Source organism: Cellulosimicrobium composti (genome assembly GCF_010287905.1).
Classification (GTDB): Bacteria; Actinomycetota; Actinomycetes; order Actinomycetales; family Cellulomonadaceae; genus Cellulosimicrobium; species Cellulosimicrobium composti.
The window spans coordinates 1-14,817 of sequence record NZ_JAAFAN010000015.1; the positions used below are offsets into that span (position 1 = coordinate 1).

10 protein-coding genes are annotated in these 14,817 nt (G+C 73.9%); 6 read left to right on the forward strand and 4 right to left on the reverse strand.

The genetic code is table 11. The features are described from left to right. The first annotated feature begins 160 nt into the window (after window positions 1-160). Entirely contained in the window at window positions 161-886 is a 726-nt protein-coding gene (locus tag GYH36_RS06330) for a hypothetical protein (protein WP_024841241.1), read from the forward strand. Between the two features lie 43 nt (window positions 887-929). Here the strand turns inward: GYH36_RS06330 and GYH36_RS06335 are convergent, their stop codons facing one another. The 3 genes from GYH36_RS06335 to GYH36_RS20285 all read right to left on the reverse strand — a co-directional run bounded on the left by GYH36_RS06335 (window position 930) and on the right by GYH36_RS20285 (window position 4,482). Next, window positions 930-1,715 carry a tyrosine-protein phosphatase gene (locus GYH36_RS06335; RefSeq protein WP_162289413.1) on the reverse strand — a complete coding sequence of 262 codons (786 nt, stop codon included), beginning with the start codon at window positions 1,713-1,715 and terminating at the stop codon, window positions 930-932. Further along, a complete protein-coding gene (locus GYH36_RS20280; RefSeq protein WP_024841239.1) occupies window positions 1,712-2,278 on the reverse strand; it encodes a DUF308 domain-containing protein in 567 nt (188 codons plus the stop codon). The genes GYH36_RS06335 and GYH36_RS20280 overlap by 4 nt, the downstream gene beginning before the upstream one ends. Before the next feature lie 155 nt (window positions 2,279-2,433). Beyond that, window positions 2,434-4,482, reverse strand: coding sequence for an FUSC family protein (locus tag GYH36_RS20285; protein ID WP_162289414.1), 2,049 nt, complete (start codon window positions 4,480-4,482; stop codon window positions 2,434-2,436). A 655-nt stretch (window positions 4,483-5,137) separates the two neighbouring features. Between GYH36_RS20285 and GYH36_RS06350 the strand changes: the two genes are divergently transcribed. From GYH36_RS06350 to GYH36_RS06360, 3 genes are all read left to right on the forward strand, one after another. After that, window positions 5,138-7,726, forward strand: a complete 2,589-nt coding sequence (locus GYH36_RS06350; protein WP_162289415.1) for a YhgE/Pip domain-containing protein — start codon at window positions 5,138-5,140, stop codon at window positions 7,724-7,726. Then, window positions 7,723-9,909: a YhgE/Pip family protein gene (locus GYH36_RS06355; protein ID WP_162289416.1), complete on the forward strand. Its 2,187-nt coding sequence runs from the start codon at window positions 7,723-7,725 to the stop codon at window positions 9,907-9,909. Before GYH36_RS06350 ends, GYH36_RS06355 begins: the two co-directional genes overlap by 4 nt. An 83-nt stretch (window positions 9,910-9,992) precedes the next feature. Further along, window positions 9,993-10,850 carry a formylglycine-generating enzyme family protein gene (locus GYH36_RS06360; protein ID WP_246209243.1) on the forward strand — a complete coding sequence of 286 codons (858 nt, stop codon included), beginning with the start codon at window positions 9,993-9,995 and terminating at the stop codon, window positions 10,848-10,850. A gap of 61 nt (window positions 10,851-10,911) precedes the next feature. Here GYH36_RS06360 and GYH36_RS06365 read toward each other — a convergent pair whose 3' ends face one another. Beyond that, window positions 10,912-11,415: a DUF4190 domain-containing protein gene (locus GYH36_RS06365; protein ID WP_115943127.1), complete on the reverse strand. Its 504-nt coding sequence runs from the start codon at window positions 11,413-11,415 to the stop codon at window positions 10,912-10,914. 200 nt (window positions 11,416-11,615) lie between these two features. Here GYH36_RS06365 and GYH36_RS06370 point away from each other — a divergent pair, with 200 nt between their 5' ends. Next, complete coding sequence (locus tag GYH36_RS06370) at window positions 11,616-13,244, forward strand: hypothetical protein (protein WP_151192101.1); 1,629 nt, start codon at window positions 11,616-11,618, stop codon at window positions 13,242-13,244. A 96-nt stretch (window positions 13,245-13,340) separates the two neighbouring features. Beyond that, a complete protein-coding gene (locus tag GYH36_RS06375; protein ID WP_162289418.1) occupies window positions 13,341-14,816 on the forward strand; it encodes a beta-N-acetylhexosaminidase in 1,476 nt (491 codons plus the stop codon). Window position 14,817 lies beyond the last annotated feature (1 nt).

Genomic DNA, 14,817 nt, shown 5'->3' on the forward strand with positions numbered 1-14,817 from the left:
CCCCCCCCGCGCCCCCCCCCCCCCCCCGCGGGGGGGGGGCGCGGGCCCCCCCAACCCCCCCCCCCCCCCCCCCCGGGGGGGGGGGGGGGGCCCCCCCCCCCCCCCCCCCGCGGTCGTCCCGACCCACCCGTCTGCCGGCCCACCGAGGGGAGCCCTCGCCATGAGCGAAGCGATCGTGACCACGTCCGTCGGACCACGGCCGTTCCTGGTCCCGACCCTGACCAAGCAGTGCTGGGGCTTCATGATCGGCTCGGCGCTGTTCGCGATCGGCTCGGCGCCCGGGTTCGGGTCGTGGGCCGGCGCCTCGGTCGCGAACCTCCTCTACTTCGTCGGGGCGATCTTCTTCACCGCGGCCGGTCTCGCCCAGCTCATCCTCAGCGGGGCGGTGAGCGTCCCCGTGAGCTACGCGCCCGGGCGGATGGTGCGGGCCGAGTGGCTCACCGCGGCCACCCAGTCCTTCGGCACGATCATGTTCAACGTGAGCACGACGGCCGCGCTGTACGCCCGGTCGCGCACCGCCGAGACCGAGTACGTCTGGAACCCGGACGCGGCAGGGTCGGTGGCGTTCCTCGTGAGCGCCAACCTCGCGTTCGTCGCCTACGCGCGCGCCACCTCGACGTGGTGGGACCCGGGGCGGATCGGGTGGTGGTCGGTCGTCGTCAACTACCTCGGGTGCGTCGCGTTCGGGGCCTCCGCGGTCGGGGCGTTCATCCTGCCGGACGGGTCGGCGATCAGCAGCTCCCTGGCGAACGGCGGGACGTTCGTGGGCGCGCTGTGCTTCTTCGTCGCGTCGCTCGTCGTCCTGCCGTGGTGGACCCGCGACCGCGCCGCGGGCGCTGCCGACGGGGCGCGGGACGAGGCCGCGGGGCCCTCGGGCCGCGACTGAGCCGCGGCCGGCGGCCGAGCCCGGCGGCGCGGACGAGGAGGCCTTACCCGGCGAGGCGGCGCCGGACGGTGCTCAGCTCACGCGACGTGAGGCCGCCCGACATGAGGTACCGGGCGCTCCCGCCGGCAGCGTCGACCCACGCGAGCGCCTGCGTGATCGCCGACGGGGGCGTCTCGGTCGCGAGCGTCCGCAGCTGCGGCGTCACGGGGATGCCGAGCGACTCGATCATGTGGAGCATGCCGTCCGCCCACGGACCCGCGAGGTTGCGCTGGGAGACGGCGTAGTCGTCGACGATCGCCGTGCGCTCGACCCCCACGGCGTCGAGGAGGAGCGCGACGGCGACGCCGGTCCGGTCCTTGCCCGCGGTGCAGTGGACGACGACGGCCGTCGGGGCGCCGTCGTGCGAGGCCGCGACGACCCGGGCGACGGCGGCGAAGGCCGCGGCCGACCCCCGCAGCATCCCGACGTAGAGGTCACCCAGCGCGGGCAGCGCCTCGAGGCCCGCACGGACGGCGTCGGGCGACGGCGCACGGGTCGGGTCGACCAGGGCGACGAGCTGCTCGCCGAGGGCACCCTGGGTGATCGCCGGCCGGACCGTGTCGATCGTCCGCGTGCTCGGGAGCCGGTCGGGTGCGGCCTCGCGCTCGGCGGGGGTGCGGAGGTCGGCGACCACGCCGGTCTCGGTGGTGGCGAGCTGGGCGACCCCTTGGTCGGTGAGGTTCCGCAGCGCGTCCGACCGGTACAGCACGCCCGGGCGGCTGTAGCCGCCGTCCTGGAGCGGGAGCCCGCCCGTGTCGCGGAAGTTGTAGAGGCCGTCGAGCGTGCTCATCGGGCGACCCCGACCCCGGTCCCGTAGCGGAAGCCGCGCACGATGTTGACGAGACCGAGGACGACGAGCGACAGGCCCAGGAGCCACCACAGCATGGTGGCGCCCCAGAGCGGCGTGAGGAGCAGGACGACGCCCGCGACGATCGACAGGACCGCGAACAGGATCGAGACCGGCTTCGAGGCGGCGTCGCGCAGCGAGGTCAGGTCCACGACGCCCTCGACGATCCACAGGACCCCGACGAGGATCCCGAGGAACTCCGCGAGGTAGGTGGTGGTCTGGCCGAGGTTGAGGAACGCCAGGATCCCCCCGACGACGAACACGACACCGAGGAGGGTCCGGCCGACGCGCGCCCACCCGCCCCTGCCGCCGCTGAAGATCCCGATCCCGAGGTGGATGAGGCCCGCGATGACCGCGTAGGCCGCGACGATGGCGGTGACGACCATGGCGGTCCGCCCCGGCCACACGAGGATGAGGACGCCGAGGATCGCGCTGACGAGCCCGCTCACCCCGAGGGCGGTGCGGATGCCGTTGACCGTGCGGATCGTTCCGGAACTGGTGCTCACGAAGGTCCCTCTCGTGGTGTCGGACGCGCGGCCGCGCTCCGGCGACCGTGCCGGCGGCGTCGGTCGTCGGCGCGCCTGTGCCACCGATGATGGCCAACGTGCGGAGCTCCTGCCCGCGAACCAGGGGAAGATCACCCCGGCGGTCACCCCGGCGATCACCCGCTCCGCCCGGGCGCGCGGGTGGGCCGGGGCTGCGTCAGGCGTCGCAGGGCCCACTCGACCCGTGCCAGGGCGAAGAGCGCCGCCGTCTGGGACCCGGTCGCGTCCGACGGCAGCCGGTGGACCCGGGAGACGAGCGGCGCGGACCGCGCGGACCCGCCGTCCCCCACGCGGTCGAACCGGTCGCGGGCGTCGTCCGCGGCGCGCCGGACGGCGGCGATCGCGTCCTGCACGACGCGGTCGCCGTCGGCGGGGCTCCCGTCCCCGTGCGCCCCGCGCCGCATCACGGCCTGCGCGAGCACGCCGCAGGCGCGGGTCACGACGTCCAGGAGGCGGACCGCCTCCAGCGCCGACTCGTGCCGGCCCAGCAGTGCGGCCGACATCGCCTCGACGGTCGCCTCGACGTCGTCCCTCGCCGCCTCGAGCTCGTGGAGGGCGGCGAGGGCCTCGTGGCCGTCGCCGCGCCCGCCGAACGTGCGGTCCCCGACCTGGAGGAGCGCGTCGAGCGCGCGGAAGCAGGCGCGCACCCTCCCCACGAGGTCGGGGTGCGAGCTCGCCGAGAGGATCGCGTAGGCGCACAGGACGCCGATGACCGCCCCCGCCAGGGTCTCCTCGAGGCGGAGCTCGAGGACGTCGTGGCGGAGGTCGCCGAGCATGGCGTAGACCGCGACCACGACGACCGTCATGAAGAACGGGGTGTAGACGTAGCGGACGGGGCCGAGGTAGAGCATGCCGAACACGGCGACGACGCTGATCCCGACGAGGACGCTCGTGTGCTGGCCGGACAGGAGGACGGCCCCGACGCCGACGACGATCCCGCCCGCCGTCCCCGCGACCCGCCGGTACGCGCGCGTGAGGACCCCGCCCCGCGTGGTCGTCCCGGCGAAGACGACGAACGCGCTCGTCACCGCCCAGTACCACCGGCTCGCGGAGATGGCCTCGCCGACCGCGACCGCCGCCGTCGCCGCGACCATCGCCTGCACCGCGAGCCGACTGGTCGGTGCCCACTGCCGCCACGGCGTCCAGCGGGGCGCCGCGCGCGCGGGTCGTGGCGGTGCGCCGACGTCGGACCGCGGGCGGGCCGTCGACGACGCGGGAGCGTCGTGGGGGAGCGTCCCGGTGCCGGGCGTCTGCTCGGCCCGGCGCAGCCGGGCGTGCGCGAGCGTGCTCCGCGCGACGAGGTACTCCAGGACGTCGTCCCTGACGGGTCGCCCCTGCGACGACAGCGCCCGGGTGGCCCACGCCGTCGCGGCCTCGACGCGGGCGCTCGACGCGCGCGGGGCGAGCACGGCCTCCAGGTGGGCGAGCGCGGCCGGGGCGCCGCGTCTCGTGCTCGCCGCTCCGGCGACGCGGACGAGCTCGTCGCAGGTCTCCTCGGTGCAGACGCGGGCGTCGAGCACGAGCAGGGCGAGCGACCGCTCGCTGCAGGCGACGTGGTCGGCGGTGGGGTAGTCCCGCTGCCACGCCGTGAGGGCGCGGCCGACCGCGTCGATCCGGGCGAGCCGGGTGCGCAGCACGCCCGCGCGGGCCGGACGGGCGGCGCTGCGGAGCGCGGCCGCGGAGGCGCTGCGCAGGTCGGCGAGGAGGGCGAGCAGCGTGCGGCGAGGGTGCTCGAACCGCAGGGCGGCGCGCGCGACGGCCTGGGTCGCGACCGCGCCGACGGCGATCAGGCAGAACGCCGGCAGCTCGTGCGCGGTGGGTCGGACGAACAGCGTGAAGAGGTAGCCCATGAACGCGAGCGTGCCGATCGCGGCGGCGCGGGGCCCGTACCGGCGGACCCAGGTCGCGGCGCCGGTCAGCAGGACGAAGCCCGCGAGCACCGCGGGCCGGTGCGGGGACAGCAGCGCGGCGACGGCGATCGACGCGGTGACCGTCGGGACCAGGAGCAGGGCCGTGCCGGCGCGCGCGCGAGGCGTGCGGTCCTGGACGACGGTGCTCGCCTGGACCGACAGGAACACCGCCATGGCCAGGAGGCCGGGGTGGGCGTGCAGACGGCGCACGACCTCCAGCGCCAGGACGGCGCTGCACAGGACGCCTGCCGACACGACCGCGGCAGTGGTCAGGCGCGTCCGTCCGGGATCGCGCGCGGACGGGGGGCGGGCGAGGCGGCGCGATCCGTCCGGAGGCCGCGGGACGACCACCGGGTGCCTACGGCGCCGTCGCCTCGGCCCGGGACGCGTCGGCGTCCAGGGACACGTCGGCGTCGAGCCGGTCGGCCCGTGGGCGCATGACGTCCTCCTGGGTAATTCTCCGCTCTCGGATCACATTGCGCGGTGCATTTCCGTCGACCGGACAAAAGGCTGACGAGCCGTCGCCTCGTACGGTGCGCAGCACCGTCGGTATTGACGGTGCGCGCCGTCGAAAATGTCCCGCGCCTTGCGACGGTAGCACCGGCCTTTGTCGGGCGTGGTGCACCGCGTGAAATTCACCCGCGCGCGCCCGAGCCGGACCACCCGTCCCTTGTCTGAGGCACGACGCGGGCGCGGGCGGGGGATGCCAGGGTGATGTGCCGGGTGATCTTTGTGCGCCGTCACGGGTCGGCCGAGAGTTTTCGGGAGGACCGAGACACACTGATGCCCCGAGGAAGGAGCCCGTGCACCACGGAAACGCAGTGTCCGTTGTCAGGGAACACCAATGTCCGGGAGGCGACAAGGCGACGTCCGAATGCGCGCCGCGGACCGCGGGCGACGAGGAGGAACGATGCGCAACGCCCTGAAGGTGTTCCGCCGCGACGTCGGGAGGATCCTTCACGCGCCGAAGGTCTGGGCCATCGTCATCGGGCTCGTCATCATGCCGTCCATGTACGCGTGGGTGAACATCCTCGCGTTCTGGGACCCGTACTCGGACACAGAGCACGTCAAGGTCGCGGTCGTCAACCTCGACGAGGGCGCGTCGACGGAGATGACGGGCGAGGTCGACGTCGGCGCCAAGATCGTCGACCAGCTCAAGGCGAACGACCAGCTGGGCTGGAGGTTCGTCGGGGAGGACGCGGCGCTGCGCGGGGTGAGGTCCGGCGACTACTACGCCGCCATCGTCATCCCGCCGACCTTCAGCGCGGACCTGCTGAGCATCACGACGGGGAGGTTCGTCCGCCCGGAGCTCGACTACTACGTCAACGAGAAGGCGAACGCGATCGCCCCGAAGATCACCGGCGTCGGGGCGTCGACCCTCGACTCCCAGGTGAACGCGACGTTCGTCTCGACCGTCGCGGAGACCGTCGCGGAGGACCTCGAGAAGGCGGGCGTCGACACGGGGGCACGCCTGCTCGACGCGAGGACGACGACGCTCGACGCGCTCGACGACACCGTGGCGGAGCTGGAGGCCGCGCGCGGCGGCCTGGCGGACCTCCAGGTCACGCTCACCGACGCCGGGGTCGCGCTCACCGACGCCACGAGCGCGCTCACCGAGGTCGACGAGACCATCGGCGACGTCCAGACGTCGATAGCCCAGGCCCAGGCGCTCGTGGACGACGCCCAGCAGGACCTCGTCTCGTTCACCGACTCGGTGACGACCGCCTACGTGTCGGGCGCCACGCTCCTGTCCGGGGCGTCGGCACGGCTCAACGTCGCCGTCACCACGCTCTCGGCGGGCGTGCAGAACGCGAACCTCGCGATCGGCACCGCGATCGACGACGCGGACGCGATCGCGGACGCCAGCGCCGAGGTGCTCGCCGAGCTGGAGGCGCAGCTCGCGACCATGGACCCCGCCGACCCCGGGTACAGCGAGCTGAGCGAGGCGGTGGACCTGCTGAGGGAGCGCAACGCGTCGGACCAGCAGCTCCTCGGCGACCTGGCGACGCTCAACCAGGACGTCGCGGACGTGACCACCGCGCTCCAGGCGACGGCGAGCGCGCTCAACGGCGCCGTGCAGGACTCGGCGACCTCGGCGGGGTCGATCCAGACCGCGCTGACGGGCACCGTCCCGGAGATCAACCGGACCATGGCCGAGCTGTCGGCGAGCGCCGGGGCGTTCTCGACCGCGCTCGACGCCCAGCGAGAGCTCGTGCGGGAGGCGGTCACGCTGCTCGACGGGCTCGAGGCCCAGATGGAGCAGGCGCGTTCCGCGGTCACGCTGCTCGACGGCAACCTGCTGGGCGTCGAGCAGGACCTCGAGACGCTGCGGACCGACCTCAGCGCGCTCAGCAGTGCGGAGATCTGGCGCACGCTGAGCGCGGTGACGGAGCTCGACCCGCAGCAGGTCGCGCGGTTCATGTCGTCGCCGGTCGAGGTGAAGCAGCACAACCTGTTCCCCGTCGCGACCTACGGCTCCGCGATGGCGCCGCTGTTCACCAACCTCGCGCTGTGGATCGGCGCGTTCATGCTCGTCGTGCTCCTCAAACAGGAGGCCGACACCGAGGGGGTCCCGGGCCTCACCGTGCGTCAGGCCTACCTCGGGAGGTGGATGCTCCTCGCGTCGCTCAACGTGCTCCAGGCGCTCCTGGTGAGCATCGGCGACGTCGTGATCGGCGTGCAGACGGCCAGCGCCGCGGCGTTCGTCGCGACGAGCGTCTTCACCGGGCTCGTGTACGTGTCGATCATCTACGCGCTCGCGATGTCGCTCGGCTACGTGGGCAAGGGCGTGGCGATCCTGCTGGTGATCATGCAGATCCCCGGGGCGTCCGGCATCTACCCGATCGAGATGATGCCGGGCTTCTTCCGGTCCCTCTTCCCGTTCTTCCCCTTCACGTACGGCATCGACGCGATGCGCGAGACCATCGGCGGGTTCTACGACGGCTACTACTGGCGCTACGTCGCGGTGCTCGGCCTGTACGCGGTGCTGGCCTTCGTCCTCGGCGTGTTCCTGCGGCTGCGGCTCGGCAACTTCTCTCGGCTGTTCAACGTCAAGCTGGCCGAGACGGGACTCTTCGTCAGCGAGGACGTGCAGATCTTCGGCTCGCGGCGCCGGCTCAGCCAGATCGTCCAGGCGCTGAGCGACCGACAGCGGTTCCGTGAGGAGATGGCGCGCCGGGCCGAGTGGTTCATGAAGCGCCATCTGACCGTGATCCGCCTGGCGGTCCTGATCGGTGTCGGGGTGAGCGTGGTGCTCCTGGGCGTCGCCTGGTTCGTGCCGGACGCCAAGGCGACCGTCCTCGGCCTGTGGGGCGTCGTGTGCCTCCTCGTGATCGGGACCGTCGTGACGATCGAGTACGTCCGGCAGAACATCGTCTTCGCGGGGAAGGTGGAGGACATGCCCGAGAGCTCGCTGCGGCAGGCGCTGGCACGGGAGGAGCGGGCGACCCGGTCGGACACGCCTCTGGCAGAGCTCCAGGACCACGGGAAGCGGTCGTGAACAACGTCTCCCGGCTCTTCCGCCACGACCTGCGGCAGGCGACGCGGAGCACGATCGCGCTCGTCGTGCTCTTCGGGGTCGTCGTCATCCCCTCGTTCTTCGCGTGGTTCAACGTGCTCGCGAGCTGGGACCCGTTCGGCAACACGAAGGACCTCAAGGTCGCGGTGGCCAACGCGGACGAGGGGTACGAGGGCGGTCTGCTGCCCGTGCGGATCAACATCGGGGACCAGGTCCTGTCGGCGTTGCGCGCCAACGCCGACCTGGACTGGGTGTTCACGAGCCCGGAGCAGGCGGTCCGGGGCACCGAGTCGGAGGAGTACTACGCCGCTCTCGTGCTCCCCCCGGACTTCAGCCGGCAGATGATGACGTTCCTCGTGCCGGGCGCCACCTCGGCCCGGATCGACTACTACACGAACGAGAAGACGAACGCGCTGTCGCCGAAGATCACGGGCGAGGCGGCGACCGACGTCTCCGTGCAGATCAACGAGACCTTCACGAAGACGTTGAACGAGGTCGGGCTGGGCGTCGTCGCGTCGCTCGCGGACAACCTCGAGGACCCCGAGACGCGCGCGGCCATCACCCGGCTGGAGGCGAACGCCGCGGCGCTCGCCTCCCAGCTCCGTGCGGGCGCCGACAGCGCGCAGGCGCTCGGCCTGCTCGTCTCGGCGAGCAAGCCGCTCGTGACCGGTGCGACGTCGCTCGCGACCTCCTCGGACTCGGCGCTGCGCGAGACGGCGGGCGCGATCGGCGACGGGTCCACCGCGGCACGGCGCCTCGGCACGACGCTGGAGACGGCGACCGGGTCCTTGGCCGCGGCGTTCTCGACGAGCGCGGACAGCTATCGGGCGCTCGGCACCCAGGTGGACCAGCTCTTCACGTCGCTGGGCTCGCAGAGCCAGGCGACGGTCGCCACCCTGAACACGCTCGCCGGGCAGGTCGACGCGCAGATCGCGGCCTACCAGGGTCTGCGCGACGAGCTCCAGGCGCAGGCGGACACGGCGACCGACCCGGCGCTGCGGGACGCGCTCGAGCTGGTCGTCTCCCGCATCGACGGGGCTCTCGCCCGGCAGGAGCTGCTGCGTGACCGCATCCAGGAGGCGGCCACGCGCCTGACCCAGGGCGAGGTCGACAGCCAGGCGACGCGCGACGAGGTGATCGCGGTCGTCGACGAGGCGAGGAGCGCCGTCGAGGGGGTCGAGAGCTCGTACTCCCAGAGCCTGCGGCCGCAGCTCGAGCAGCTCGCCGGGACGCTCGCGTCGGTCAACGGCGGATTCGTCGCGATCGGCGACGACCTGTCGGGCGCGGTCGCCGCCCTGTCCGAGGGCTCCGGCTCCCTCACCGGCGTGCTCACCGCCGCCGAGGGCACCCTGTCGACGATCTCCGAGGACCTGGAGGCCGCGGCAGCCCGGTTCGACGGCGTCGCGTCCGCGCTGCGCGACGCCTCGGAGTCGGGCGACCTCAGCGCGCTCACCACGATCATCGGCCCCGACGCCCAGACCTTCGCCGGCGAGCTGACCACGCCGGTCGCGCTCCGGACCATCCCGGTGTTCGAGGTCGACACGTTCGGGGCGCAGATGGCGCCCTTCTACTCCGTGCTGGGCCTGTGGGTCGGTGCCCTGCTGCTCTCGGTCCTGATCCGGGTCGACGTCGTGCGCGACCGCCTCCCGTTCGGGGCGGGCCTCACGCTGCCTCAGGAGTACTTCGGGCGCTACGGCATCTTCGCCGTCCTCGCCCTGCTGCAGAGCTCGCTGCTGTACGTGGGGCTCATCGGCTTCGTCGGGGTGCGACCGGTCTACCCGGCGCTGCTCATCCTCGCGGGGTGGGTGATGTCGCTCGTCTTCTCGCTCATCACGTACACGCTGGTCCTGTCGTTCGGCGAGGCGGGCAAGGCACTCGCCGTCTTCCTCCTCGTCGTCCAGATCTCCGCCGGGGGAGGGGCGTACCCGCTGAGCGTCCTGCCGCAGTGGTTCCAGAACATCAGTCCCTTCCTCCCCGTCACGCACGCGACGAGCGCGGTCCGCGCGGCGATCGCGGGGATCTACGAGGGTGACTTCTGGATCTCGCTCGGATGTCTCGTCCTCTTCGTCGTGCCCGCCCTGCTCCTGGGGCTCGTGCTCCGGGTCCCGCTCATCGGGTTCAACGACGACCTCGCGAAGGCGCTCGAGTCCACCCGGCTGATGTAGCGGCACGTCGTGCGGGCCCGGCGACCTATGCTGGCCGCGTGGACCTCACGGAGCTCGTCGCCGTCCCGGGTGGGACGTACCGCATGGGGTCCGACGCCCACTACCCGGAGGAGGGGCCGGCGCACGACCGTGAGGTCGCGCCGTTCCTCGTCGAGCGGCACCCCGTGACCAACGCGCAGTTCGCCGCGTTCGTCGCGGACACGGGCTACGTGACCGTCGCGGAGCGCGCGCTCGACCCGGCGGACTTCCCGGGCGCCGACCCCGCGGACCTCGTGCCCGGCGGCCTCGTCTTCACCCCGACCGCGGGCCCCGTCGACCTGCGCGACTGGCGGCAGTGGTGGCGCTGGCAGCCCGGTGCGTCGTGGCGCTCGCCGCAGGGGCCGGGCTCCGACGTCGACGACCGACCCGACCACCCGGTGGTGCTCGTCGCGTTCGAGGACGCGTCGGCGTACGCGGCGTGGGCCGGGCGCCGTCTGCCGACGGAGGTCGAGTGGGAGCGCGCCGCGCGCGGCGGCCTCGACGGCGCGGAGTTCGCGTGGGGCGACGAGCTCGCGCCCGGCGGCCGTGTCATGGCGAACACGTGGCAGGGCCGGTTCCCCTACCTCGACGAGGGCTGGGGCGGGACGTCGCCGGTCGGGACCTTCCCGCCCAACGGGTACGGGCTGGTCGACATGATCGGCAACACGTGGGAGTGGACGGTCGACACGTTCGCGCCGCGCCACGTCGTGCCCGGCACGGGCGGCCCCGACGCCGGGTCGCGACCGAACCTCCTGGCGCCGACGACGTCGCCGCAGGTGATGCGTGTGACCAAGGGCGGGTCGCACCTGTGCGCGCCGGAGTACTGCTGGCGGTACCGCCCCGCGGCCCGGTCGCCGCAGTCGGACGACAGCGCGACGACGCACCTCGGGTTCCGCTGCGCGGCCGACGACGACGCCGCGTGAGGGACGACGAAGGCCCCCGCCGTCGGCGGGGGCCTTCGTCAGGTGCGGTGCACGCCGGCGGTCAGCCGCAGGTGTACTCGACGCCGTTCTCGTAGTGCGTGCCCGGGCCGAGCTCGTTGCACTTCTCGATGAGGGCGAACGACGCGGTGCCGACGACGATCGCGACGATGATCGAGATCACCAGCACGACGGCGCCGACGATGATGCCGGCGAGCGCGACGCCGTTCTTGTAGCCGGCCTTCTTCGACTTGTTGTAGGCCACGATGCTGAGGATCAGGCCGACGATCGAGAGGCAGCCCAGGAACGACAGGACGAGGCCGACGATGCCCATCGTCTTGCCGGGGTCCTCGCCCTGGCCGGGGGCCGAGTACGGCGAGCCCTGCTGCGGGGCGTTGTACTGCGGCGCCTGCGGGGCGCCGTACTGGGGCGCCTGCGGGGCGCCGTGCTGCGGGGCCTGCGGCGGCTGCTGCGGCTGGCCCGGCTCGGGCGCGCCGTAGGCGGGCGGACCCGACGGCGTCGCGCCCGGCTGCTGCGGGTTCTGGTCAGGCTGGTCGGGGGTCGACATGCGATCTCCTCGGCGGTTGGTTGCGGCCCGACCAGTATGCCGGTCGAGCCCGCGCGAGTCCCGGCCCTCGCCCGGCGCGCCCCGAGTCGGGTCGTCGGGCCGAGGGGTGCTCCGACGCGCGTCCACCCGACGGGCCGGTCGTCACGAGTCCTCCACATCCGGCGTCGAGCGAGTGCGCGAGGGTGCGCGATGATGGGGGCGTGAACTCACGGAAGGTCCGATTCATCCCTGTCGTCCTCCCGCTCGTGCTCGGCGCCGGCGCGGCGCTCGGCGGGTGCGCCGCGGAGACCGCGGAGGCGGACGGACCGACCCCGAGCGAGGCGACGCTCGTCGCCCGGGCAGCCGAGCCGCCCGACGACGTGCTCGTGCTCGGCTCGACCGACCCCGCGGAGCTCGCGCTGACGAGCAGCCAGGCGTTCTTCACGTCCGCGCCGGTCGTCGTCCTGGCCGTAGCGGACGACGAGGAGGCGCGTGCGACGGCTGCCGCGGCCGCGGTCGAGCTCGCCGCGCCCGTCCTGCTCGTCGGCGGCGCGATCTCCGACGGCGGCCTGCGCACCGAGCTCGGTCGCCTCGGCACCGTGGCCGTGGTCGAGGTGGGGGAGGCCGACGCGCCCCCGGGGCAGGAGGAGGGCGCGGAGGACGAGGCCCCCCGGCGCGCCACGCTCGGCGACGTGGACGGCGTCGACCGGGTGCTGCTCGACGTGGGGGCGCTGGGGGTCGACGGGACGGTCGACCCGCACGACCTCGAGGACGTCCGCGCGGCGCTGCCCGAGCGTGGCGAGCCCGAGACGCTGACCGAGGTCCTCGCGCTCACCGAGCCCGGGAGCCTCGACGCCGCGGGCGGGCCGCAGTCCGCCGCGATCGCGACCGCGCGCGCGGCCGGCGCCGTGCCGCTCGAGGTGCCGGGCGGGGACCCGCGGTCGTCGGCCGAGGTCGTCGACGCGGTCGCGGCCGCCAAGGCGCTCGCCGTCGTCGGCATCGGCGAGAGCTTCGGCGAGGCGGAGGACCTCGCGTGGCGCCTGCGCACCGCCGAGGCGGGCGCGCTGCTGCCGAGCGGGTCGCAGCTCGTGCTCGCCGACGGCGTGCGGTACGTCGCGGTCGGGGCCGACGCGGTCACGCGCAGCCTGGTCGCGGTGGGGGAGGAGGCCCGGTCGGCCGCCGTCGAGCGCGCGCAGGGGGCCGCCGGCGCGTACGCCGAGGTGTCCCCGGACGAGGTCGTCGTCCCGGTGCTCGAGGTGCCGGCGACGCGCGCGTCGTCGTCCGCGGGCCCGGACCGCGACTACTCGACCGAGATCCCGGCGGAGGAGCTCGCGCCGCTCGTGGACGCCGCGGAGGCCGCGGGCGTCCACGTCGTCCTGCGGATCGAGCCCGGGCGGGCGACGTTCGACGAGCAGGTCGCGGAGTACGCCGACCTCCTCGCGCGCCCGACGGTGGGCGTCGCGCTCGACGTCGACGCGCGTCGCCCCGGCGAGGGGTCGCCCGCCGGCACGGTCGACGCCGCGGAGGTCGGCGCCGCGATCGACGTCGTCGCCGGTGTCGTGCGTGAGCACGCCCTGCCCCAGAAGCTCGTCGTGGTGCAGCGCGCGGACGCCGACGCCGTGCGCGACGGCGCGGACCTCGACCTCGGCGGGGGCGAGGCGCAGGTGGTCGTGCAGTCGACGTCGAGGAACGGGTTCGGCGAGCGCGTGCGCGAGTGGGGTGCGCTGCTCGACGGCGTGCCCGAGGGTGTCGTGGGCGGGTGGACCACGGGCTCGGCGGACCCGGCGCGCGACGTCGAGGGCGTCCTCGCGCTCGACCCGAGCCCGCGGTACGTCGCGCCCGCGCTCTGACCGGGGGCGGTTGGAACTGCCGCGGGCAGGGGTTAGGGTGTGGTGCTTGCAAAAGCCGAATCGTTTCGATCCTCCCCCAGACGACGAAGGTGCCCGATGGTCGCGGTCATTCCCCAGCCCCTGCAGGTCGAGCCCGGTGACGGGCACCTGCCCGTCGCGGCCCTCGCGGTCCACGCGCTCGGGCTCGAGCAGACGGCACCGTGGCTCGCCGACCGGGTCGCCGAGCTCCTCGGCGCGGTCGACGGCGTCACCGTGACGCACGACGGCCCCGCGTCCGACGTCGCGCCGGCGGACGCGACCGCGCTCGTGCTGCGGCTCGACGAGCACGCCGGCCCCGCCGGCTCCACGAGCGCCGAGCGCTACAGCCTCGTCGTCGACGCCGCGGGGGTCACGGCGACGGCGGCGGAGCCCGTCGGGCTCCTCCACGCGGCCCAGACGCTGCGCCAGCTCGTCGAGACGCCGGGCGACGGGCCCGCCCGGGTGCCGCACGTCGTCGTGCACGACGCCCCGCGCTACGCGTGGCGCGGCCTGTCCCTCGACGTCGCGCGCACCTTCTTCGGGCTCGACGCGCTGCGCGCCGTGATCGACGTCATGGCGTCGTACAAGCTCAACGTGCTGCACCTGCACCTCACGGACGACCAGGGCTGGCGCATCGAGTCGCCGTCGCGGCCCGAGCTCGCCAAGCTCTCCTCCGGGACCGACACGTCCGGCGGCACGGGCGGCCACCTGTCGCTCGCCGAGTTCCGCGCGCTGCAGGACCACGCGGCCGAGCGGTTCGTGCGCGTGGTGCCCGAGATCGACGTCCCCGGGCACATCAACGCGGCGACCCACGTGTACGGGGACCTCATGCCTGACGGCGTCCCGACCGACGCGTACTCGGGGATCGAGGTCGGGTTCTCGCGCCTCACGTTCGACCTGCCCGCCACCGAGCCGTTCCTGCGCGACGTCTTCACCGACCTCGCCCGCGCGACCGACGGCGAGCACGTGCACTTCGGCGGCGACGAGGTGCTGAAGATGGAGCCGGCGGAGTACGCGCGGTTCGTCGAGCTGTGCGAGCGGCTCGTGGTCGAGGCGGGCAAGACGCCGGTCGCGTGGCAGGAGGCGGCCAAGGCCCCGCTGCGCCCGGGCACGCTCGTGCAGTACTGGGACACGCACCCCATGGACCTCACGTACCTCGTCGACGCGGCGAAGGCCGGGGCGCGCGTCATCCTGTCGCCCGCGAACCGCGTGTACCTCGACATGAAGTACACGGCCGACTTCCCGTTCGGCCAGGAGTGGGCGGGCCTCGTCGAGGTCCGCGACTCCTACGACTGGGAGCCCGAGGACGCCGTGCCCGGGCTGCCGGCCGAGACGATCGAGGGCGTCGAGGCCGCGGTGTGGACCGAGCGCATCCCCACGCCGGAGGCGCTGTTCACCATGCTCCTGCCGCGCCTGAGCGCCGTCGCCGAGGTCGCGTGGACGGCCGCCGACCGCAAGGACTGGGACGACTACCGCCGCCGCGTGGCCCGCGAGGCGCACGCGTGGCGCCGGGCGGGGATCGCGTTCCACGAGTCGCCGCAGGTCGAGTGGTGAC

What these genes read in the sequence shown, in the direction of transcription:
- GYH36_RS06360 (WP_246209243.1), top strand. Translation starts at nt 9,993, where the DNA reads ATGGGGTCCGACGCCCACTACCCGGAGGAGGGGCCGGCGCACGACCGT.
- GYH36_RS06365 (WP_115943127.1), bottom strand. Translation starts at nt 11,415, where the DNA reads ATGTCGACCCCCGACCAGCCTGACCAGAACCCGCAGCAGCCGGGCGCG.
- GYH36_RS06350 (WP_162289415.1), top strand. Translation starts at nt 5,138, where the DNA reads ATGCGCAACGCCCTGAAGGTGTTCCGCCGCGACGTCGGGAGGATCCTT.
- GYH36_RS06335 (WP_162289413.1), bottom strand. Translation starts at nt 1,715, where the DNA reads ATGAGCACGCTCGACGGCCTCTACAACTTCCGCGACACGGGCGGGCTC.
- GYH36_RS06375 (WP_162289418.1), top strand. Translation starts at nt 13,341, where the DNA reads ATGGTCGCGGTCATTCCCCAGCCCCTGCAGGTCGAGCCCGGTGACGGG.
- GYH36_RS06330 (WP_024841241.1), top strand. Translation starts at nt 161, where the DNA reads ATGAGCGAAGCGATCGTGACCACGTCCGTCGGACCACGGCCGTTCCTG.